Here is a 20128-nt window from a genome sequence, read left to right on the forward strand (position 1 = left end):
GGCTTCGTCGAGGCGGATTTCGTCGTGGCGGCCTTGCTGCTCGCGGGTTTCTTGGGGGCGCTCATTCGTCACCTTTCACGCGCTGCTGCCCGGTTTCACCGAGCTGTTCGGCGCTGCTGCCGCTGCCGCCGCCGCCCTGGCCGATGTTGGCGGGCGCGGCGGCACTGGGGTCCTGACCGGCCTGCACTTCCGGCACCAGTCCTTCCTGGCGGGGCGTTTCGATGGTCTTGACCGCGTGACCGCCAAAGGCGCGGCGCATGGCCGAGAGCATCTGCCCGGCGTAACTGACTTCCTGCTGGCTGCGGAAACGCATCTGCGTGGCCAGCGTGATGACCGGCGTGGGCACGCCCAGTTCGATGGAGTCGATGATGGTCCAGCGGCCCTCGCCGCTGTCGGCCACGTAATCCGACAGCGCCTCAAACTCGGCCTTGTTCTGCAACGCCTCGGCGGTCAGGTCCAGCAGCCAGGAGCGCACGACGCTGCCGTGACGCCACAGTTCGGCGATCTGCGCCATGTCCAGGTTGAAGCCCTGGTGGGCTTTCATCAGCTCGAAACCCTCGGCGTAGGCCTGCATCATGCCGTACTCGATGCCGTTGTGCACCATTTTCACGTAGTGGCCGCTGCCGGCGGGTCCCATGCGACCCCAGCCGCGGTCCGCGCCGGGCGCGAGCACCTCGAACACGGGCCGCAGGCGTTCGACGGCTTCCTCGGTCCCGCCGATCATCATGGCGTAGCCTTCCTGAAGGCCCCACACGCCGCCGGACGTGCCGACATCCACGAAGTGCAGACCTTGCGCGGCGAGTGTCTCGGCGCGGCTGACGCTGTCTTTGTAGTTGCTGTTGCCGCCGTCGATGATGATGTCACCGGGTGCCAGGCGCTGCGCGAGGTCGTCGATCACGCTCTGGGTGATCTTCCCGGCGGGGACCATCAGCCACACGGCGCGCGTGCCGGGCTCGCCCAGCGAGGCGATCAGTTCGTCCATGGAGCGCGCGCCGCGGGCACCCTGCGCCTCGATGTGCGCGACGCTGTCCTCGCTACGGTCGAATCCCGTGACCTCGATGCCGCCGCGGGTGAGTCGCAGGACCATGTTGCCGCCCATCTTGCCGAGTCCAATCATGCCGATCTTCATTGCGTGACCTCCTGCCGCCCGGAACCGATTCCAGTTCGGCGGCTTTACCGCCCGCCACTATACGACTCGGGCCCGCGCCGTCCGCCGGTCTTCAGCTCACGTTTCACCCGGTCGCGGGCGTGGCGATCCGCCCGCGTGGTCCGGTGGCCGGCCCGGAAGACCCGTCTGGAACGGGGCCGGGCGAAGATGGTGGCCGCATGAGAATTCAGGCATTGACAGATATCTGTTGAAACGATTAATTTGGACGCAAGGTGATCCGCCGGTCATGCAGCGGTGCTCCGGCCCAGACACCCCGGGCCAGGATGTCTGGGCCGGACACCCCAGCCCTCTGCCCGCCCGGAACACCGACTTCGCCACCCTTTCCCGCTCCTCCAGAGAGACAATGACCGTACTCATGCCAGATACCCTGACCTCCGCGCCCGCCCCCCTCACGCCGCCCGCCCAGCCCGGCGCGCCCGGCAGTCTTCAGCATCAGGCCTACCTGGCCCTGCAACGCCTCGCCCTGCGCCAGCAGCATGAGGGCGCGGAACTGTTCCGCGAGTACGGCCTGAGCGCCCCGCAGTTCAACGTGCTGCGCATCCTGCGCGGCGCAGAGGACACCGGCCTGACCTGCAGCGAGATCAGCGACCGCCTGCTCGTCCACGACCCGGACGTGACCCGCCTGCTCGACCGCCTCCAGAAGGCCGGACTGGTCAACCGCGACCGCGACCGCCCGGACCGCCGCATCGTCGCCACCCGCCTGACCCCCGCCGGACACGACCTGCTGACCCGCATTGACCGGCCCCTGATGCACCTGCACGCCCAGCAATTCGCGCACCTGAGCGACGCCCAGCTTCAGCACCTGCTGACGCTTCTGACCCCCCCGGAGCCCACATGACCACCCTGAACCCCGCCGTACCCGCCGACCGCACCGACCTCGCCCTGCTGCTGATCCGCCTCGCCACCGGACTGGTGTTCCTGATGCACGGCATTCAGAAATTCTTCACGTACACGCTGCCCGGCACCACCCAGGCCTTCACGCAGATGGGCGTGCCCGTCCCCGGTATCAGCGCCCCCCTCGTCGCGGGCGTCGAACTGATCGGCGGCGTGCTGCTGATCGCAGGCGTCCTGACCCGCTGGGCCGGCGCCGCCCTGGCCGTGAACATCCTGGTCGCCCTGCTGCTGGTGCACCTGAAAGCCGGATTCTTCAACCCGAACGGCGTGGAATTCCCGCTGGTCCTGCTGGCGGCCTCCGCCGCGCTGGCCATTGCCGGACCCGGCCGCTACCGCGTGCCCGTCGGCCCCGCCTGAACCAGCAGGGCCTGAACCCAGGATGCCCTGCCAGTCGGGCCGCACGCACCGGGAACCACCCCCGGCCGCGCGCGGCCCGACCTGCATTCGGTTCCCCGTTACGACCGGGTAGGCTGAGTTTCATGGGCAGTCACCTGTGGTGGTACGTCGAACCCTATGAACCGGATGTCGCTGCCGTCCTGCACCGGGTTCAGCAGCGTGAATTCCAGGCCGGCCGGTACTCGCCGGTCATCCCGTATCCGGCGTTCCCGGTGACGGTGAACTCGCCTGTACCGGGAACGCCGCACGACAGCATCGACGACGCCCTGGAAGCCGCAGACGCCGACGGCACGCGCACGATCCTGGACGTGCCGGGACTCGCCGCCAGCGAGGACGAATGGGGCATGAGGCAACTGAGCGACGAGGCGCTGCTGAACCTGTTCGGCACCACGCAGCCAGCCCTGACGCAGGTACAGGCCAGTGACGCACTGACGGAACCCCTGGGCCGGGGAGAGAGTCTCTACGTGGTGGCCTACGCGGCCGGGCAGCCAGCGCACCTGTACTTCACCGGGTACTCCTACGACTGATCCGGACGGCCGCCCGGACCCTGTGCCCGGAGAGACCAATGCCCGCCGCCCCCGGTGCTACCGTACCCTCATGACCGCCACCGTCCCCACCGGAACCGCCCTGCTCGACCGGGCCGCGCAGGGCGAGCGCCTGCACCACGCCGAGATCGAGGCGCTGTACTCCCTGCCGCTGCCCGACGTGGCCGCCGCCGCGCACCACCTGCGCCTCGCGCGCCGCGACCCGCGCACCGTGTCGTTCCTGATCGACCGGAACATCAACTACACGAACATCTGCAACGTCGGCTGCAACTTCTGCGCCTTCTACCGCACCCCCCGCCAGAAAGACAGTTACACCCTGGATTACGAGCAGATCAGCCACAAGATCCGCGAACTTGAGGCGGTGGGCGGCACCCGCATCCTGCTGCAGGGCGGCGTGAACCCCGCGCTGGGCCTGGACTACTACACCGGCCTGCTGCGCCACGTGAAGGCCAACCACCCCACCATCCGCATCGACGCCTTCTCGCCCGAGGAGGTGCTGTTCATGGAGAAAACCTTCGGGCACACCCTGGACGCCCTGCTGGACATCCTGATCGAGGCCGGACTGGACGGCCTGCCCGGCGCGGGCGGCGAGATCCTGGAAGACGAGGTGCGCGCGAAGGCCGCGCCCGCCCGCATCCGCAGCGAGGACTGGTTCCGCATCATCGACGCCGCGCAGCGCAAGGGCCTGTACACCATCGCCACCATGGTCATCGGTTTCGGTGAGACGTACGCGCAGCGCGCCAATCACCTCCTGAAAATCCGTGACCAGCAGGACAGGGCAACCCGCGAGTACGGCGGGAACGGCTTTTCCGGCTTCGCCATGTGGACCCTTCAGACCGAGCACACCCGCCTGCACGGCAAGGCGCCGGGCGCGACCGCGCACGAGTACCTGCAACAGCTGGCCATTGCCCGCATCGCGCTCGACAACGTGCCGAACATCCAGGCGTCGTGGCCCGCGCAGGGCTTCAAGGTCGCTCAGTCCGCGCTGTACTACGGTGCGAACGACCTGGGGTCCACCATGCTCGAGGAGAACGTCGTCTCGGCGGCCGGTGGGCACGGGCGGCACAACGCGACCGTCCGCGAACTGATCCGCATTGCCGTGGACGCCGGATTCGACCCCGCCATCCGCAACAGTCGCTTCGAGATCATCGAGCGCCCGGACGTGAACGCCATCCTGGCGCGCGGCGAGACCAACCCGGAAGGGGACCGCGCCGTCGGCGCCTCCGCCGCCCGCTGAACCCCGAGCAGACGCACGCACCTGCAGGATCGGGGTGCGTGCGTCTGTCTTTACTGTGGCTCTTCGCGGTGTTTGCTGTCTCTACTGGGGGCGCGGGGGCCGCGCGGGTCCGTCAGGCGGCGCCGGGGTAGCGGTAGGCGGCGTCCACGCGCACCTGACGCTCTATGTCGTTCAGGGTGGCGGCGTACAGGTCCCCGGTCACGCGGGGCAGAAGCGCCAGTTCCAGCGCCGCTTCCTCCAGCGTGTCGTGCAGGCTGCGGTGCTGCCAGCCCGGCCCCTCGACTTCCAGGCGAACGCGGCCCGCTGCGGTGAGGATTCTCACGCGGCCAGCGTCCAGCCGCGTATCGCTGAAATGACGGGGAACATTCATACCCCCAGCATAGCCAGGGAGTCTGACAGGCACATCCGCCAAAGTAATGATGCCTTCACGCACTGGCCCGGGACTCAGGGCTGAGCGACACTGTTGCCGTTACTGCGGCTTGTTCCGGTCCGCGCCGCTCTGGTCCGCTGCTTTCTGCTCGGCGCGGCGGCGCAGTTCGGCGGCCAGGTCCGTGAAGTCCTGCGCGCCCGGGAGCACGCGGCGGGAGTCCTGCTTGGCTTCCTGCACGACCTTCACCTGCTGGTCCCGCGAGGCCGGCAGGCCCAGCGTGCGCCGCTCGAAGTAATTCTGTGCTAGGCGGCCCAGCGCGAACGTCCAGCCGTACACGGCAGGCGCGGTGATCAGGCCGCCGATCACGGGCAGCGCCAGTTTCGCCAGTCCGCGCATGACCTGCCGCGCCGCGAACCCGTACGCGAAGGTCACGCCGAGTTCCTGCGCGATCTCACGGGCGCGTTCGCTGCTGACATCGAAGCCGTAGATCTTGCCGATGTGCAGCACCATCTTGGCCTGCACGGGCGAGATCAGCAGCATGTCCGCGAAGGGAATGGGTTCCACGGCAATCGCGCCGGACAGCAGCGCGGCACTCTTGATGACTTCCTCGACGTTCTCCTCGCGGCTCAGGGCCGGGTCCACATCGAAATTGAAATTGTCCAGCACCTGTTTCACGAGCGGCGGCAGCATAGCCCCGAGTGTAACGCCGGCACCTGTGAGCGCGTGAAGCCTGCCTTCACCTTCCCTGCACGCCCCCGCCGGGGCCGGAGCCAGCGCCCGCACAGACGGGGTGACGGCACAGGAAAGGGCACGCGCAGGGGGGGGAGGTCGCGTGCCCAATCGGAGGAAAGGATGAGGGGCGTTGCACCACTCGCCTTTCATGGTACGCACCGACCCTTACACCTGACTGACAGTCACCTGCTCTGTATTCAGAGCACCGGCCATAAAGGTCCGCTCCTCATGGCCGGGCGAAGCGAGTGAATGTGGCCGGGCAGCATGAAAAATGGAGGCACCGGAAGTTCCCTGTATTGAGACCTCCAGTCAGGGAACGGCTTCAGGTCAGGGTGCGGCGGGGCCGCAGGTTGCCCTCAGCGTTTCCAGCGCACGCCGTCCTTGGTGTCCTCGACGGTCACACCCACGCGGGTCAGGGTGTCGCGCAGTTCGTCGGCCTCGGCGTACTGCTTGTTCAGGCGGTAGTTCTGCCGGGCCTTCAGGACCAGGTCCATCAGCGCGCCGACTACCTGCGAGTCGTCGCTCTGGGTGGGGGCCGCGCCGCCCGCGAACAGGCCCAGCACCTCGCCGCCCAGGTCGCGGTATGCGGCGCGGGCGCGTTCCAGCGTGCCCTGCGGCACCGGGCCGGCAGCCAGGGCGGCGTTGAGGTCGGTGGTCAGGCCGAACAGCGCCGCGACGGCCCTGGGCGTGTTGAAATCGTCGCGCAGGGCGTCCTCGAAGACCTGCACGTGCGCGGCGATCTTCGCGTCCAGCGCGGCGTGCTGCCCCTCGGGCGCGGCGGGCAGGCAGCGCTCGATCTCGTGCAGGGCCGCTTCCAGGCGGCGGTACCCGCTGCGGGCGGATTCGAAGGCCGCGTCACTGAACTCGGTAATCGAGCGGTAGTGACTGCCGACCAGCAGGAACCGCACCACCATCGGGTCGTGCTGAGAGAGCACGTCCTGAATGGTCAGGAAGTTCCCTTTACTCTTGCTCATCTTCTCGCCGCCGATGGTCAGCATGTTGTTGTGCATCCAGTAACGCGCAAAGGCGTGCCCGGCGGCTTCGGCCTGCGCGATCTCGGCCTCATGGTGCGGGAATTGCAGGTCCAGGCCGCCCCCATGAATGTCGAAGCCCTCGCCCAGGTACTTGAGGCTCATGGCCGAGCACTCGATGTGCCACCCGGGGAAGCCCACGCCCCACGGGGACTCCCAGCGCATGATGTGCCCCGCTTCCGCCCGTTTCCACAGCGCGAAGTCACGCGGGTCGCGTTTCTCGTCGCGCACCGCCTCGCGCGTGCCTTCCTCCTGATCGTCCAGTCGGCGGCCCGACAGCTTGCCGTACTCCGGCCAGGACCGCACGTCGAAGTACACGCTGCCCGCCGAGGCGTACGCGTGACCCTTCTCGATCAGTTCTGCGATCAGCGCGATCTGCTCTGTGATGTGCCCGGTCGCGCGCGGGTTGATGCTGGGCTTCAGGACGTTCAGGGCCTCCATGTCATGCATGAACGACCAGAAGTACTTGTCGGCGACCTCCATGGGCTCCAGTTGCTCCAGGCGGGCGCGGGCCAGCATCTTGTCCTCGCCGTCGTCGGAGTCGTTCTGAAGGTGCCCCACGTCCGTGATGTTCGCCACGTACCGCACCTGATACCCGAAGTGCGTGAAGGCCCGGCGGATCACGTCGAACGCCACTTCCTTCTTCGCGTGGCCCAGGTGCGCGTCGCTGTACACGGTCGGACCGCACAGGTACATGCCCACCCGGCCGGGCGTGGTCGGCTCGAAAGTCACCTTCTGGCGGGTCAGGGTGTCGTACAGCACGATGTTCGGATCGGGAAGGCGGGGCTCGGTCATCAGGTCTCCTGTGAAACTGCGGGGCAGGGGCGGAAAGCAAAAAAAGACCACGCCACACTCGGGAGAGGGGCGCGGTCACGGACGCTGGGCTGCGCGTGGGCCGCTAGGGAAGGCAACACAGGGTCGTCATGCGCTTCAATGTAGCAGAGAAGACCCGCCCGACAGGGCCGACACCGGTTCCGGCGCCCCCGGTCCCTGCGGGCGGCGCAGCGCGTCAAGCAGCGCGTCCGTGAACGCCCGCAGGACCGGCAGGTTCGCGCGGTGCGGTAGCGTGGCCAGCGCCAGCGGCCGCATCAGCCGCTCAGGCAATGGGAGTGCCACCAGCCCGGCCGGCAGCGGCGTCAGCGCCAGCCGGGGCATCACGCTGACGCCCAGCCCGTGCGCGACCATTCCCAGAATCACGCTGTCCTCCGTGATCTCCGTCACCTGCTCCGGCTGCACGCCGCAGCGCCGCAGGTACCCCATCACGCGCAGGTTGCAGGTGTTCGGCCCCGGTGCCAGCAGCAGCGGCCCCGTCAGGTCCTCCGGCGTGACCGGGTGCACGCCGCGCCGCGCGGGCGCGACGAACAGGTACTCGTCCAGCAGCAGCGGGGTCAGGCGCAGGTCCGTCCAGTTCTCCTCGATGACGATCGCGGCGTCCGCCTGCCCGCGCCGTACCAGCCCCTCGCCGCCGCCCTCGCCCTCCCCGTCGAGCAGCTGCACGGTCACGCCCGGATGCCGCGCCCGGAACGCCGCCAGCGCCGGCGGTAGCAGGTGCGTGGCTGTCGAACGGAACGACGCCACGCGCACCGTGCCGCGCAGCTGCGTGTCCTCCTGCGCGGCCAGCAGCGCGTCGCCCGCCGCCTGCACCGCCGCGCGCGCGTGCACGAGCATCCGCTCGCCCGCCGGGGTGGGCTGGGTGCCGCCCCGCCCCCGGCGCAGTAGCGGCCGCCCGGCCAGCGCCTCCAGCTTGCCGACCGCCTCGCTCAGGGTGGATTGAGACACGCCCGTCTCGGCCGCCGCCTCACTGAACCCGCCGGCGTCCGCCACCGCCAGCAGGGCGCGCAACTGCGCCAGGGACGGCAGGCCGGTGGTTGTGGTGGGGCGTCCGTGAGTCACGACTCAGTGTAGGCCGCGCCCCCACCCTGGGGTATCGGGAAAACCGATGCGAGACGCGCTCCGCCGCGTTCCCCCCGATAGCCAGGCCGGCCCGGGCAGGCGCACCCTGAAGGCATCACCGGCCGCACCTGGCCGCGCCCCCAGAGGTAACCCCCATGACTGCCACCCAGTACCGCCCGACCCTCACCCACCTCCCCACCCCCGAACCCGCCGCGCCCCTGGGCAACCTGCCCCTGCACAGCCAGCCCCTGTACAGCCTGGAGATCATCAGCCCCAGCGGACGCGCCCCGCACCTGACCGGCTGGACCGTGCAGACCTGGCCGGTCGCCAGCCTGGGCGACCTGACCCTCCAGGCCCGCCCGCACGGCGAGGCCGCCACCCCGGACGACCTGCGTGCCGCCCTGACCCGCGCCGGATTCACGCCCCTCGGCCCCATCCGCACCCACTGCTGATACGGATTCCGGTCGTGGAACTGGCAACCCCTGCCTCTTCTACTTGCTCTGCCCGGATTGAACGGTGATGCAGACCATTCGACCGGAGACCGCATGACACCCCGCCCCCGGCACCTGCGTGAAGGTCTGCCGAAGCGTCCCTTGACCGGGTCATCACAACGCGGCAGGATACTGGCCGCATGAACAGCGACCACCCCCCTCAGCAGGCCAGCGCCGAACCAGTCCACCCGGGACCGGCCAGCGCCGGCCAGTTGAGCGTCTCGCTGGTCACCGTGCGCTTCCTGCGGATGCTGAGCATCACCCTCGAACAACTCGACGCCGTGCGGGACGCCAATGACCGCGCCGAATTCGCCGGCCTGACCGCCCGCGCCGAGACGCTGGAAGCTGAAACGGACGCCCTGGAACGCGAGATCGAGGACCTGTGCCTGCACGCCTTCGCCGCCGGCCTGACCGAACAGGAACTCGCCTTCCACCTGATGGTGTTCCGCAGCCTCACCAACCTCGAGCGGGTCGGTGATTACGCCTTCAACGTCGCCCGCGACCTCGAAACCTTCGCGCCCCGCGCCCGCAGCGCCACCCTTCAGGACGTACTGCCCCTCGTTCGGCTGCTCTCGGAGATGCTAGAACGCCTCGCCTTCGCCTTCGCTGAGCGGGACGCCGCCGCCGCCCGGGACGTCATGCGCCTCGACTACGAACAGGTGGACGCCCTGTACGAGCAGATGCAGCGCGCCAGCCTGACCCGCCTGCTCGAACGCCCGGAAGACACCAGCGTCGCCCTGACTGCCGGACGCATGGCCCGCAACCTCGAACGCCTCGGGGATCACCTCGTGAACGTTGCCGAACGCCTGGAACACGTCGTGACCCGCCTGAACAGCGCTCCTACCTGAACCGCGCTCCGGCCTGAACAGGGCCACCACTTGAACCGAAACGCGGGGTGCTCCTGATCGGGTGCACCCCGCGCTGTTCTGCCCCCGGCGATCAGGCGACGGGCGCGACTCGGTCCGTGTGAATGGCTCGCTCCTCGCTCTGCGCGCCCTTCAGCAGCGGCATGACCAGTTCCCCGAAGCGCCGCGCTTCCTCCTCGTGCGGGTACCCACTGAAGATGAACGAACTGAAGCCCATGTCCTCGTAGCGGCGGATCTTGGCGGCCACCTGCTCTGGGCTGCCGATCAGGGCCACGCCCACGCCACTGCGGGCCATGCCCACGCCCGCCCACAGGTTAGGTTCGACCATCAGGTCCGCGTCCAGGTCCTTCATCATGTCGATCTGGCGTTTCTGGCCCACGCCGTCCACGTGCGCGTGACTCGCCACGAACGCTGCGCGCACCTCCGGGTCCACGCGGCTGATCAGGCGCTCGGCGGCCGCGCGGGCCTCGGCCTCGGTCTCACGGACGATCACGTGCGTCCGCAGCCCGTAGCGCAGCCGGCGGCCGGTCTTCTCCTCCAGCGCCCGCATCTGATCCAGCCGGCCCTGAAGCATGTCCTCGCGCTCGCCCCACATCAGGTACACGTCCGCGAGGTCCGCCGCGATCTCCTGCGCCACCGGCGACGCCCCCCCGAAGTACAGCGGAATCGGCTGCACGGGCGCCGGATCCAGCACCGCGTTCTCGAAGGCGTACAGGTCACTGCGGAACGACTGCGGCGGCGGGGCCGTCCACAACTGCCGCAGAATCTGCATGAACTCCCGCGTGCGCTCGTAACGCTTGCCGTGATCCTCATTGTCGCCGTACATGGCGTTCTCGGCGGGGCTGCTGCCCGTCACGATGTTCAGCCGCACCCGCCCCGGAAAGAGGTTCTGCAACGTGGCCAGCATCTTCGCGTACATGGCCGGGTGGAACATGCCGGGCCGCACCGCGATCAGCAGCGCCGGATCGGTCGGCGCGCTGCGCGCCAGGGCTGCCACGGCCGCCGTGTAGTTCTCGTGTTCACTGTGGTAGTTCGTGGCGGTCAGCAGGCCCGTGAAGCCCGCCTCGCCCGCCGCGCTGATCAGCGACTGAAGGTACGCCAGCGTGGGCTTACGCGGCGGCTTGGTTTTCGTGCCGATAAACTCGCCGTCACGGGACAGTTGCAGAAACCACAGGAATTCGGACTGGGAAGGATTGGTCATGAGGGGACTCCTGACAGGGTCTGCCAGACGTAGACGGTGGGGCCGTAATCGTCAGGCTCAGTGGCGTAGTGGAACTCGAATTGACGTGTGGGATGCTGCTCGCCCAGCGCGGCTTTCCAGGTGCGCAGGAGCACCTGAGCGAGGTACTCGTAGGCTTCCAGAGGTGCTTCGGCGTTTGAGGGCAGGAGGTCATAGATGTGGACGTGATTCAGGACGCTCTCGACGGCTTGCCGGTTCTGGCCAGTGCTCTCCTGCCAGTGGTGGAAATTCTCGGGATCAAAGCGGTCTTCCCGGATGACATGCTCCTCGAATTCAATGAAGCGCGGCCAGAGGATGGCACTCAGCGCGACGGCGTGGAGGAGATTCCCCTCGTTGTAGAGGAGATCCGTTGCTCTTGTTGTCCATGCTCCCAGCGCCGTGAGGAGAGCAGCTGGATTGGGAAGCTCAGGCTGACTCATGCCTTGACGCCCCCGGCGGTCAGGCCGGACACGAAGCGTTTCTGGAAGATGGCGATCAGCAGCACGAGGGGCACGGTGGCGACCACGACAGCGGCGGCGATCAGCGGCCAGGGGAACGCGAATTCGCCCTGGTAGAGGGTCACGCCGACCGACACGGTACGCATGGACAGTTTGGTGTTGAAGCTCAGGGCCAGCAGGAATTCGTTCCAGGAGTTCACGAACACCAGCAGCGCGGCTGTCACGACGCCCGGCGCGGACAGCGGCAGGACCACGCGGGTCAGCGCGCCGACGCGGGTGGTGCCGTCTACCATGGCGGCCGATTCGAGGTCGCGCGGGATGGCGCTGAAGAACGCCACCAGCGTCAGGATGCCGATGGGCAGGCTCAGCGCGGCGTACGGGAGGATCAGGGCGGGGTAGGTGTTCAGCAGGTTCGCGCCGCGCATCAGGCGGAACAGCGGAATCAGGAGGCTCACGACCGGGAACATGCTGAACGCCACGACGGCCGTCATGAGTAGCCCGCGCCCGCGCAGGTTCAGGCGGGCCAGGGCGTACGCGGCGGGCACGGCGGCCGCGATGCACAGCAGGGTGCTCAGGAGGCTGACGGTCAGCGAGTTGAAGAAGAACTGCGCGAACGGCTGCTCGCTGAACACGCGGGCGTAGTTGCTGAAATCCAGTTTCGAGGGCAGGTACTGCACCGGGAACTTCTGGAGCTCGCCTTCGGTTTTCAGGCTGGTCAGCAGCATCCAGATGAACGGGAAGAAGCCGCCCACGATCAGCGCGGCCAGCGCGGCGGCGCGGCCCAGGCGCTGGGCGGGGCTCAGTTTCTCTGGGGTGTGTTCTTCCATCAGCTGTTCGCTCCGTCCCGCACGAAGCGGACGTACACGGCGGTTACGGCCAGACTCAGGGCGAACAGCGCGACGCTGAGGGTCGCGGCGTACCCGAAGTCCAGGAATTCGATGCCTGTGCGGTAGATGTACACGCCCAGCGTTTCCAGCAGGCCCTGCGCGGGCGCCTGCTGAATGAAGGTGTACGGGATGTCGAACACCTGCACGGCGCTGATGGTCCGGAAGATGAACGCCACGGCGAGACTGGGGGCCAGCAGCGGCAGGATCACCCGGAAGAAGGTCTGCGTGGGGGTCGCGCCGTCCACCTGCGCCGCCTCGATCATCTCTTTCGGGATGCCCTGAAGGCCGCCCAGCACGATCAACGCCACGAAGGAACTGGTCTTCCAGATGATCGTGACGACCATCGCCAGGACGCTGAGGCCCGGCGTGCTGAGCCACCGCAGCGGTTCGTCGATGACGCCCATGCGCACGAGCAGGTCGTTGAACACGCCGTACTGGGCGTTGAACAGCCACGCGAAGATCAGGCCCGTGATGACGGGCGGCATGGCCCACGGCAGCAGCAGGGCCACGCGCGCCAGTCCGCGTGTCCGGCCCGGCAGGTGCGCGGCGAGCGCCATGGGAATGCCGACCAGGAACGAGCCGCCGACGGTCAGCACGCCGAACAGCAGCGTGTTGCGCAGCGCCTGACCGAAGCGGGGGTCCTCCAGCATCTGCGCGTACTGCTTCAGGCCCACGAAGCCCTGGAGCCACGGTTCGGTCAGTTTGTTCAGGTACAGGCTGTCGCGGAAGGTGGTCAGCATGGGAAACAGCAGGACGCCCAGCAGCAGGGCGGCGGCCGGGAGCAGCAGCAGCGCGGCCAGTTGCGCCTCGCTGGGCTCCCGGCGGGGTCGGCGGGCCGGGGTGGGGTTGGGTGTGGTCATGAGGGTCACGTCTTTTGGGCGGGGGGCGAGAATGTCTGGGTGGGGCGGCCCGGAAGAGAGGGAGCGGCGCGCTGTCAGCCTGCGCGCCGCCCCCCTGCCGGTGTCCCGGCGGCGCTTACTTGAGCAGCGGGGTCAGGTCGCGTTTCATCTCGCTGAGGGCGGCGTCCACGGTCTTGCTGCCGGCAACGGCGGCCGAGACGTTGTTGCGGATGACCTCGCTGACGCGCGGGTAGTTGGGCGTCACGGGGCGCGGGCGGGCCTTGGTGACGATGGGATACAGGGCCTTGAAGTGCGGGTTGGCAGCCAGGACGGCCTTGTCGTTGTACAGGCTCTTGCGGACCGGCAGGTACGCGCCCTTGACGGCCATTTCTTTCTGCACGTCGCTGCTGGCCATGAACTGCAGGAGTTTCATGCTGGCGGCCTTGTTCTTGCCGAAGGCGTTCACGCCCCATTCCCAGCCGCCGGTGCAGGTGGCAGTGGCGTTCTTGCCGAAGGCCGGCAGCGCGACGACGCCCACGTCGCCCTTGACCTTGGTGGGCTGGGGGCTGTTGCCCTGGAAGTGCGCCCAGGCGTAACTCCAGTTCAGGCCGAACAGGACGTTCCCGGCCTGGAACTGCTGGCGGGAGTCGTCGGTTTTCATCTCGGCGCTGGCGGCGGGGGCCAGTTTGGTTTTCACGGCGTTCACCAGGAAATTCAGGCCCTGTTTCGCAGCGGGGCTGGTCACGTCGTCCACGCTGCCGCCGCCGGTCCAGGTCATTTCCAGGAAGTTGCAGACGGTGCCTTCGATGGGCGCGCCCTGGAAATTGAAGCCCTGGAGGTTGCCACCCTCGGCTTTCTGGATGCGGGCGGCGGTGCTGGCCAGTTCATCCCAGGTCTTGGGGACCTTGGCCTTGTGCTTCTCGAGGAGGTCCTTGCGGTAGTACAGGAACTGCGCGTCGGTGAAGGCGGGCATGGCGTACAGTTTGCCGCTGACGGTGGCCGCGCCGATGGGGCCGGCCAGGAACGCCTTGAGGTAGGTGTCCTTGCTGGGCAGGTAGGCGTCGAGCGGTTCGGCCCAGCCGGCGGCGGCGAAGGTGGCGGTGCGGACCACGTCGATCAGGAAGATGTCCAGGGTGCTGTCCTTGGCGGCCAGGACGGTGGTCAGGTACTGGTTCTGGGCTTCGCTGGTGGCGCCGCCGGTTTCGATCTTGATGCGGATGTTCGGGTTCTGTTTCTGGAAGCGGTCGAACAGCGGCTGGAAGATGTCCGGGCGCTGCTGGCTGCCCATGAAGACGTTCAGGGTGGTGGTGGCGGCGCTGGCTCCGCTCAGGAGGGTAGCGGCGGCCAGGGCGAGCGACAGGGTGATTCGGGTGCGCATGGTGGGACCTCCGGAGGTGGGGTGAGAGACGGAAACGGAATAGTGGACTTGTTTTATCAACAAAGGCCCTGCAGGTCCAGTCACCCGGGGGCGACTCCACTACACAGGCGGCCCGGATACCCGCCGGGCACACCGCCCTGCCCACGGACTGCCCGGGCACGCCACAACCGGCCCGCAGGAGCCGACAGACGGTCACCGCCGCGCCGTGGCCGACATGCAGTGGACAGATGAATAAACTGACCCCCCCAGCATGCCACGTCTGAACCGATACAGCCAACCACCCGCCAGTGTGTCCTGGCCGCCGCTCCGGGGCCGCCGCACATGGAAGCGCTCCCGTTCTCTACCCGGCCCCCTACACACCTCCGCACCCGGCCGGAATCGTGGGCCGCTCCCACCAGCACGCGCCGTACACTGACCGGCGTGACCACAACCGAGATGCCCCGCTGGCGCACCGACGACCTGTACGCCAGCCTGAACGACCCGCAACTGGACCGCGACCTGACCGACCTGACCGGGGACGTGCAGGCCCTGGAAACGCTGTTCGACACCCACGCCGTCCGCGCCGGGTCGCCCGTCACGCCCGCCGCCGCCGACGCCACGCTGGGCGAACTGAACGCTATTCTGACCCGCCTGGGCCGCGTGCGCGCCTTCGTGTACGCCTTCGTGACCACCGACAGCCGCGACGAGGCGGCGCAGACCCGCATGGCCGCCCTGACCACCCTGGCCCTGCCGCTCGGCCCGCTGAGCGCCCGCCTGACCGCGTGGCTGGGCGGCCTGGACGACGCGGCCGTCAGCGACCTGCTGGAGCAGAGCGCCGAGGCCCGCGCGCACGAGCACCGCGTGCGCCGCGCCGCCGAACTGGCCCGCCATCAGATGACCCCGCCCGAGGAGGACCTCGCCGCGCGGCTGCACCCCGCCAGCGGCGGCGGCTGGAACAAACTGCACGGCAACGTCTCCAGCACCCTCGCGGGCGAGTACCGGGGCCACCGCCTGCCCGTGACCGCCCTGCGCGCCCTGGCCAGCGACCCCGACCCGCAGGTGCGCCAGGACGCCTACCACGCCGAGGTGGCTGCCTGGAAGACGCAGGAAACCGTGTTTGCCGCCTGCCTGAACGGTGTCAAGGGCGAGGAGGGCACCCTGTCCGCCCGGCGCGGCTTCACCGACCCCGTCGCCCCCAGCCTGATCAGCAACGGCATCGACCGCCAGACGCTGGACGCCATGCAGGCCGCCGTCGTGCGCTCCCTGCCGGACTTCCGCCGGTACTTCCGCGCCAAGGCCCGCCACCTGGGCCAGGCGCAACTGGACTGGTGGGACCTGTTCGCCCCGGTCGGCAACAGCGACACCCACTGGGACTACGAAGCCGGGGAGGAGTTCGTAGAACGGCAGTTCCGCGCGTACAGCCCCGCCCTAGGCGACTTCGCCGCCCGCGCCTTCAGTGAACGCTGGATCGACGCCGGACCCCGCGACGGCAAACGCAGCGGCGCCTTCTGCATGAAATGGCAGGGCCCCGACAGCCGCATCCTGATGAACCACGACCCCAGCCTCGACTCGGTCAGCACCCTGGCGCACGAACTGGGCCACGCGTACCACAACCTGCAACTCGGCAGCCTGCGCCCCCTCCAGCAGGAAACCCCCATGACCCTCGCCGAGACCGCCAGCATCTTCTGCGAGACGATCATCCAGAACGCCGCGCTACAGACCGCGCAGGGCGACGAGCGCCTGTACGTCCTCGAAACGCAACTGATGGGTCACGCGCAGGTCGTCGTGGACATCCACAGCCGCTTCCTGTTCGAGAAAGCCGTCTTTGAACGCCGTGCGGGGGGCGACCTGAACCCCAGCGACCTGAACACCCTGATGGTCCAGGCCCAGCGTGACACCTACGGCGACGCCCTGAACACCCCCCACCCGTACATGTGGGCCGTCAAACCCCACTACTACGGCCGCTCCTTCTACAACTACCCGTACACCTTCGGCCTGCTGTTCGGCCTGGGCCTCTACGCCCAGTACGAACAGGCCCGCGCCCAGGGCCAGGAAACCGACTTCCAGGCCCGCTACGACGCCCTGCTGGCCGCCACCGGACAGGCCACCCCGCTGGCCCTCGCCGCGCGCTTCGGCATCGACCTGCACGCCCCGGACTTCTGGGAAGGCAGTCTGAACGTCATCCGCCGCCAGATCGACGCGTACGAGGCCACCACGCAGGCGTAAACGGGCAGTAGGAAGTGGCCGGGCGAATACCCTGGTCCACTCCCCACGCACTATCACCCGGCGTCAGCGTACGCGCACGTCCTGATCGAACCACGTCAGTACACGCTCATTGCCGAAGGGCCACACATTGACGCTGACGCTGACGCTGGCGGCCTGCGCGGCTTCCTGCGCGAACTGCGGCAGGGGGCCGTTTCCCCTGGGGGTGACGTTCCAGGCAGGCGCGTCGTGCGGCAGGCCCGCCAGTTCACGGGCGCGGCGCAGGCCGGTGCTCAGGTCCCCGAGTTCGTCGATCAGGCCGCGTTCCAGGGCGTCGTGACCGCTCCAGATGCGGCCCCGGCCCAGTTCGTTCACGCGTTCCTTCGTCAGGTTGCGGCCCTCGGCGACGCGGGTGGTGAAGCGGTCGTACACCTCCAGAATGCCTTTCTCGACGTGGTCGCGTTCCTCGTCGGTGTACGGGCGGGACGGGGAGTACATCAGCGCGCGGTCGCGGCCCACCCGTTCGGGGTTCAGGCCGTGACGGCGGTTGAATTCGGTCAGGACGGGCTTGCCGCTGACCACGCCGATGCTGCCGGTCAGGGTGTACGGCGAGGCCACGATGGTCTTCGCGTGCGTGGCGACGTAGTACCCGCCCGAGGCGGCGTACTCGCCCATGACGACCACGACGGGTTTCTCGCTGGTGGCGACCTCGCGCCAGATCAGGTCGCTGGCCAGGGCGCTGCCGCCCCCGCTGTTCACGTACAGCACGATCGCCTTCGTGGATTTGTCTTCCCTGGCGCGGCGTAGCGCGGCCACGACCGTGTCGGACCCGGCCATCGGGCCGCCCAGCAGCGGCAGCGGAATGGGGTTGTTGCGGCTCTTGCCGGTGATGATCGTGCCGATCAGTGGCACGACCGCCACGCGCCCAGCCTTCGCGTTCGCGGGCCGGTGGGGCGTCAGCAGGTCCAGGACCGCCTCGAAGGGCCGGGAGGCGGGCCCGACCAGTTCGTCCTCGTAGGCGACCTTGGTGATCACGCCGGCAGCAAGCGCCGCCTGCGCGCTCGTGAGGTCCGCGCTGATCCACGCGGCCGCCACCCCGGTGCTCACGCCGTGCGCGGCGGCCAGATCGTTGGCCCAGGCGGCTTCCAGGCCGTCCAGGTACGCCTGAAGCTGCTCGCGGTTGTGGTCGTCCATGTGATCCTGCGAGAAGCGCGTCAGGGCCGCCTTGTACTCCCGGACGCGCAGGTTCTCGAACTCGATGCCGCGTTTCTTGAGGAACTCGCCCAGGAAGGTGCTTTCCACCCCGAAGCCCCCCAGGTTCACCTCGGCGGATTCCGGCGCGACCAGTTCGGTCGCCCCGCTCGCGGCGATCAGGGTGGTCATGTTCAGCTGCGGCAGGTACGCCACCACGCGCTTCTCGGCGGCGAGGTCCGCCAGGATGCCCCGGACCGCGTGCGCGGACGCCGGGGACGCCGTGAACTCCCCGAAGCGCACCAGCACGCCGTGCAGCCATCCGGCCCCGCGCAGCTTCTGCACACGCGCCGCGAGCGCCTCGACCGACTCGGTGCGGTTCAGGAGGGCCGCCAGCGGGCTGCCCGGCTGCCGCTCCGGGTACGGGCCGCTCAGGTCCAGGATCACCCAGGTGGGGCGGGTCACGCCGCCCGGCAGCGCGTCGTCACTCTTCAGGAACGGCAATCTCAGGTTCATGCCCCACGCTACGCGCCGCCCGCCTGAGAAGTTCCGGCCCTGGCCCCCGGTGCGCGCCCCAGGCGTTCACCCATGACCGCTGCCCGTGCGCTCAGCAGCGCCGCCGCTTCTGCCGGCAGCACCGCGCGCGCCGTGGCGTCCCACAGCGTCAGCCAGCGGCCCAGGTGCGCGGCCCGCACGCCCAGCCCCGCGTGCGCGGAGTTCAGGTTCCCGCGCCACGCGGCCCAGCCCGGCTCGCCGCCCAGCAGCGTCACCCAGAAGGCCGTCACGCGGTCCAGGTGCGCCGGCCAGTCCGCCACGTGCGCCGCGAACACCGGCCCCAGCAGGTCGTCCGTGCGGGCCCGCGCGTAGAAGGCCGTCACTACCTCTCGCACCGCTGTCGCGCCCCCCACCTCCTCCAGCGGCGAGCCGGGCCTCCGGTCCGCCCAGCCGGGCAGCGCCGCCAGGAACGCGCCCAGCAGCGGGGGCGGCAGGTCCGCTCCCGCCCAGGCGACCGCGCGGTCCACTGTCCAGTGTGTCGGCTGCCCGGCAGTCCAGGCGTGCGCCTGCGCGCCGCGCGGCAGGGCAGAGCGGTCCGGCGCTGAACCGTCCGGCGCCGTGACCGCCGCACCCAGCGCCCGCCCCAGCAGCGCCGCGCCCGACCCCCACCCCAGCACCGGCACGCCCCGCCGCAGCGCGGCCGTCAGCAGCGTCAACGTCTCCCAGCGCTCCGGGTGCGCCCGCACGTCTGCGACCGGCAGCCCATCGTGCGGTAGCAGCAGCCCCGCCGCGCCCGCCAGCCGCTCCGGGCGGGCCGCCTGCACCGTCCAGCCGGTCAGGGCAGGCCCGAGCCGCCCGGGCAGGGGCAGGGGAGAGGTGGACAGTAGCGGCCCGGTCATCCGCCCAGCATACCCACGGCCCCCGGCTGGACTGCCCCAGTCTTGGCCCAGTCCTGGATGGCCCGGCATGCGAAACGGACCTCCGCCGCCACTACGTGAAGGTCCGCCGCGCGCCAGGGATCACACGGGTTCCGGATTGCCAGCTCCACGTCCGGAACCCGTTTCTCTCCTGCTCGCTTCGCTCGGATTGAATGGCTTTGCAAGCCGTTCAATCGGAGTCCGTATCAGTTCAGGGTCTTGATGAACGCCTGCAGGTTCGCGATGTCCGAATCGGTCAGCTGCGTCTCGTTGAAGCGGGGCATGACAGCCCCCAGTTCACGCTCCGGGGTCTTGCCTTCACGCAGGGTGGTCGTGAACTGCGCCAGCGTCCAGCTGTTGGGGCCGTCGGCCGCCACGAGGCTCGGGCCGATCTGCCCCTGACCGTTCGCGCCGTGGCAGCCGGCGCAGCTGACCGCGTAGGTTTTCCCGCCGGCCGTGGCGTCACCCTGCGTCTCGGCGGCGGCGGCCGTCTCGGCGGGCTCCTGACCGGTCGAGCCCTGCGTGCTGGGCGTCGAGTCGGCCTGGGTGCCCTCGGTGCTGGCCGCCGGGGTCTCGGGGGTGGTCAGTTCGCCGCTGGCGGCCAACGCGCCGTTCTCGCCGCCCTGCGTGCCGCCCTCGTTCGCGGCGACCGCGTCGCCCTGCGCCTCGGCCGAACCGGCCGCGCCCGTGGCCGAGCTGGTCGCGCTGGGTGCCTCCTCGCTGGCGACCGCCTCTCCTTCCGAGTGCGACTCCTCGTGGTGAGGCCTGGACGCGATGTTGTACGCGGCGAACGAGCCGCCCAGCGTCAGGGCCAGTAGCAGCGTCATGGAGACGGCGAACGTGTTCTTCATACCCGCGAGCTTACCATACGGTCAGGGGGCGTTTGACCGCCCAGCACGCACCCCGCGCGCCCAGCGGCGGGCCGCACTACACTGCCCAC

The 20128-nt window shown here is 69.1% G+C and carries 20 protein-coding genes; 7 read left to right on the forward strand and 13 right to left on the reverse strand.

Annotated elements, in window-relative coordinates:
• Nucleotides 1-61 precede the first annotated feature (61 nt).
• Entirely contained in the window at nucleotides 62-1129 is a 1068-nt protein-coding gene (gene gnd, locus M8445_RS10195; protein ID WP_380090554.1) for a phosphogluconate dehydrogenase (NAD(+)-dependent, decarboxylating), read from the reverse strand.
• 394 nt (nucleotides 1130-1523) lie between these two features.
• Between gnd and M8445_RS10200 the strand changes: the two genes are divergently transcribed.
• The 4 genes from M8445_RS10200 to mqnC all read left to right on the forward strand — a co-directional run bounded on the left by M8445_RS10200 (nucleotide 1524) and on the right by mqnC (nucleotide 4240).
• A complete protein-coding gene (locus M8445_RS10200; protein ID WP_273987655.1) occupies nucleotides 1524-2006 on the forward strand; it encodes a MarR family winged helix-turn-helix transcriptional regulator in 483 nt (160 codons plus the stop codon).
• Nucleotides 2003-2419: a DoxX family protein gene (locus M8445_RS10205; RefSeq protein ID WP_273987656.1), complete on the forward strand. Its 417-nt coding sequence runs from the start codon at nucleotides 2003-2005 to the stop codon at nucleotides 2417-2419. Before M8445_RS10200 ends, M8445_RS10205 begins: the two co-directional genes overlap by 4 nt.
• 122 nt (nucleotides 2420-2541) lie before the next feature.
• Entirely contained in the window at nucleotides 2542-2985 is a 444-nt protein-coding gene (locus tag M8445_RS10210; protein ID WP_273987657.1) for a hypothetical protein, read from the forward strand.
• A 70-nt stretch (nucleotides 2986-3055) separates the two neighbouring features.
• Entirely contained in the window at nucleotides 3056-4240 is a 1185-nt protein-coding gene (mqnC, locus tag M8445_RS10215) for a cyclic dehypoxanthinyl futalosine synthase (RefSeq protein WP_273987658.1), read from the forward strand.
• Between the two features lie 112 nt (nucleotides 4241-4352).
• Here the strand turns inward: mqnC and M8445_RS10220 are convergent, their stop codons facing one another.
• The 4 genes from M8445_RS10220 to M8445_RS10235 form a co-directional block, all read right to left on the reverse strand.
• Nucleotides 4353-4610 carry a hypothetical protein gene (locus tag M8445_RS10220; protein WP_273987659.1) on the reverse strand — a complete coding sequence of 86 codons (258 nt, stop codon included), beginning with the start codon at nucleotides 4608-4610 and terminating at the stop codon, nucleotides 4353-4355.
• Nucleotides 4611-4709: 99 nt separating this feature from the next.
• Nucleotides 4710-5300 carry a YcjF family protein gene (locus M8445_RS10225; RefSeq protein WP_273987660.1) on the reverse strand — a complete coding sequence of 197 codons (591 nt, stop codon included), beginning with the start codon at nucleotides 5298-5300 and terminating at the stop codon, nucleotides 4710-4712.
• Between the two features lie 398 nt (nucleotides 5301-5698).
• The gene (gene cysS, locus M8445_RS10230) at nucleotides 5699-7168 is read right to left on the reverse strand and encodes a cysteine--tRNA ligase (protein WP_273987661.1); all 1470 of its coding nucleotides are present in this window, start codon (nucleotides 7166-7168) and stop codon (nucleotides 5699-5701) included.
• Between the two features lie 135 nt (nucleotides 7169-7303).
• Nucleotides 7304-8266, reverse strand: coding sequence for a LysR family transcriptional regulator (locus tag M8445_RS10235; RefSeq protein WP_273987662.1), 963 nt, complete (start codon nucleotides 8264-8266; stop codon nucleotides 7304-7306).
• Between the two features lie 155 nt (nucleotides 8267-8421).
• Here M8445_RS10235 and M8445_RS10240 point away from each other — a divergent pair, with 155 nt between their 5' ends.
• Both M8445_RS10240 and M8445_RS10245 read left to right on the forward strand, forming a co-directional pair.
• The gene (locus M8445_RS10240) at nucleotides 8422-8718 is read left to right on the forward strand and encodes a hypothetical protein (RefSeq protein ID WP_273987663.1); all 297 of its coding nucleotides are present in this window, start codon (nucleotides 8422-8424) and stop codon (nucleotides 8716-8718) included.
• Nucleotides 8719-9005: 287 nt separating this feature from the next.
• Entirely contained in the window at nucleotides 9006-9605 is a 600-nt protein-coding gene (locus tag M8445_RS10245; RefSeq protein ID WP_273990883.1) for a phosphate signaling complex PhoU family protein, read from the forward strand.
• 91 nt (nucleotides 9606-9696) lie between these two features.
• Here the strand turns inward: M8445_RS10245 and M8445_RS10250 are convergent, their stop codons facing one another.
• From M8445_RS10250 to M8445_RS10270, 5 genes are all read right to left on the reverse strand, one after another.
• Nucleotides 9697-10824 (reverse strand): LLM class flavin-dependent oxidoreductase, encoded by a 1128-nt coding sequence (locus tag M8445_RS10250; protein WP_273987664.1) that lies wholly within the window; start codon nucleotides 10822-10824, stop codon nucleotides 9697-9699.
• Nucleotides 10821-11282 (reverse strand): hypothetical protein, encoded by a 462-nt coding sequence (locus M8445_RS10255; protein ID WP_273987665.1) that lies wholly within the window; start codon nucleotides 11280-11282, stop codon nucleotides 10821-10823. Before M8445_RS10255 ends, M8445_RS10250 begins: the two co-directional genes overlap by 4 nt.
• The gene (locus M8445_RS10260) at nucleotides 11279-12127 is read right to left on the reverse strand and encodes a carbohydrate ABC transporter permease (RefSeq protein WP_273987666.1); all 849 of its coding nucleotides are present in this window, start codon (nucleotides 12125-12127) and stop codon (nucleotides 11279-11281) included. Before M8445_RS10260 ends, M8445_RS10255 begins: the two co-directional genes overlap by 4 nt.
• On the reverse strand, nucleotides 12127-13047 hold the full coding sequence (locus tag M8445_RS10265) for a carbohydrate ABC transporter permease (protein ID WP_230286533.1): 921 nt from the start codon (nucleotides 13045-13047) through the stop codon (nucleotides 12127-12129). The genes M8445_RS10260 and M8445_RS10265 overlap by 1 nt, the downstream gene beginning before the upstream one ends.
• Before the next feature lie 115 nt (nucleotides 13048-13162).
• On the reverse strand, nucleotides 13163-14404 hold the full coding sequence (locus M8445_RS10270; RefSeq protein ID WP_273987667.1) for an ABC transporter substrate-binding protein: 1242 nt from the start codon (nucleotides 14402-14404) through the stop codon (nucleotides 13163-13165).
• A gap of 420 nt (nucleotides 14405-14824) precedes the next feature.
• Here M8445_RS10270 and M8445_RS10275 point away from each other — a divergent pair, with 420 nt between their 5' ends.
• Nucleotides 14825-16609 (forward strand): M3 family oligoendopeptidase, encoded by a 1785-nt coding sequence (locus M8445_RS10275; protein WP_420704088.1) that lies wholly within the window; start codon nucleotides 14825-14827, stop codon nucleotides 16607-16609.
• A 63-nt stretch (nucleotides 16610-16672) separates the two neighbouring features.
• On the opposite strand, the gene sppA is transcribed toward M8445_RS10275, so the two are convergent.
• The 3 genes from sppA to M8445_RS10290 form a co-directional block, all read right to left on the reverse strand.
• Nucleotides 16673-18292 carry a signal peptide peptidase SppA gene (gene sppA, locus M8445_RS10280; RefSeq protein WP_273987668.1) on the reverse strand — a complete coding sequence of 540 codons (1620 nt, stop codon included), beginning with the start codon at nucleotides 18290-18292 and terminating at the stop codon, nucleotides 16673-16675.
• Nucleotides 18293-18300: 8 nt separating this feature from the next.
• A complete protein-coding gene (locus M8445_RS10285) occupies nucleotides 18301-19170 on the reverse strand; it encodes a group III truncated hemoglobin (protein WP_273987669.1) in 870 nt (289 codons plus the stop codon).
• Nucleotides 19171-19394: 224 nt separating this feature from the next.
• Complete coding sequence (locus tag M8445_RS10290; RefSeq protein ID WP_273987670.1) at nucleotides 19395-20039, reverse strand: c-type cytochrome; 645 nt, start codon at nucleotides 20037-20039, stop codon at nucleotides 19395-19397.
• Between the last annotated feature and the right edge of the window lie 89 nt (nucleotides 20040-20128).

The sequence above is a fragment of the Deinococcus aquaticus genome, from assembly GCF_028622095.1.
GTDB lineage: Bacteria > Deinococcota > Deinococci > Deinococcales > Deinococcaceae > Deinococcus > Deinococcus aquaticus.

Bases quoted from the DNA above. Each gene is read 5' to 3' on its own strand.
- M8445_RS10270 (WP_273987667.1), bottom strand. From the start codon at position 14,404: ATGCGCACCCGAATCACCCTGTCGCTCGCCCTGGCCGCCGCTACCCTC.
- M8445_RS10200 (WP_273987655.1), top strand. From the start codon at position 1,524: ATGCCAGATACCCTGACCTCCGCGCCCGCCCCCCTCACGCCGCCCGCC.
- M8445_RS10265 (WP_230286533.1), bottom strand. From the start codon at position 13,047: ATGACCACACCCAACCCCACCCCGGCCCGCCGACCCCGCCGGGAGCCC.
- gnd (WP_380090554.1), bottom strand. From the start codon at position 1,129: ATGAAGATCGGCATGATTGGACTCGGCAAGATGGGCGGCAACATGGTC.
- M8445_RS10205 (WP_273987656.1), top strand. From the start codon at position 2,003: ATGACCACCCTGAACCCCGCCGTACCCGCCGACCGCACCGACCTCGCC.
- M8445_RS10210 (WP_273987657.1), top strand. From the start codon at position 2,542: ATGGGCAGTCACCTGTGGTGGTACGTCGAACCCTATGAACCGGATGTC.
- M8445_RS10290 (WP_273987670.1), bottom strand. From the start codon at position 20,039: ATGAAGAACACGTTCGCCGTCTCCATGACGCTGCTACTGGCCCTGACG.
- cysS (WP_273987661.1), bottom strand. From the start codon at position 7,168: ATGACCGAGCCCCGCCTTCCCGATCCGAACATCGTGCTGTACGACACC.
- sppA (WP_273987668.1), bottom strand. From the start codon at position 18,292: ATGAACCTGAGATTGCCGTTCCTGAAGAGTGACGACGCGCTGCCGGGC.
- M8445_RS10225 (WP_273987660.1), bottom strand. From the start codon at position 5,300: ATGCTGCCGCCGCTCGTGAAACAGGTGCTGGACAATTTCAATTTCGAT.
- M8445_RS10245 (WP_273990883.1), top strand. From the start codon at position 9,006: ATGCTGAGCATCACCCTCGAACAACTCGACGCCGTGCGGGACGCCAAT.
- M8445_RS10255 (WP_273987665.1), bottom strand. From the start codon at position 11,282: ATGAGTCAGCCTGAGCTTCCCAATCCAGCTGCTCTCCTCACGGCGCTG.
- M8445_RS10240 (WP_273987663.1), top strand. From the start codon at position 8,422: ATGACTGCCACCCAGTACCGCCCGACCCTCACCCACCTCCCCACCCCC.
- M8445_RS10285 (WP_273987669.1), bottom strand. From the start codon at position 19,170: ATGACCGGGCCGCTACTGTCCACCTCTCCCCTGCCCCTGCCCGGGCGG.
- mqnC (WP_273987658.1), top strand. From the start codon at position 3,056: ATGACCGCCACCGTCCCCACCGGAACCGCCCTGCTCGACCGGGCCGCG.
- M8445_RS10250 (WP_273987664.1), bottom strand. From the start codon at position 10,824: ATGACCAATCCTTCCCAGTCCGAATTCCTGTGGTTTCTGCAACTGTCC.
- M8445_RS10220 (WP_273987659.1), bottom strand. From the start codon at position 4,610: ATGAATGTTCCCCGTCATTTCAGCGATACGCGGCTGGACGCTGGCCGC.
- M8445_RS10260 (WP_273987666.1), bottom strand. From the start codon at position 12,127: ATGGAAGAACACACCCCAGAGAAACTGAGCCCCGCCCAGCGCCTGGGC.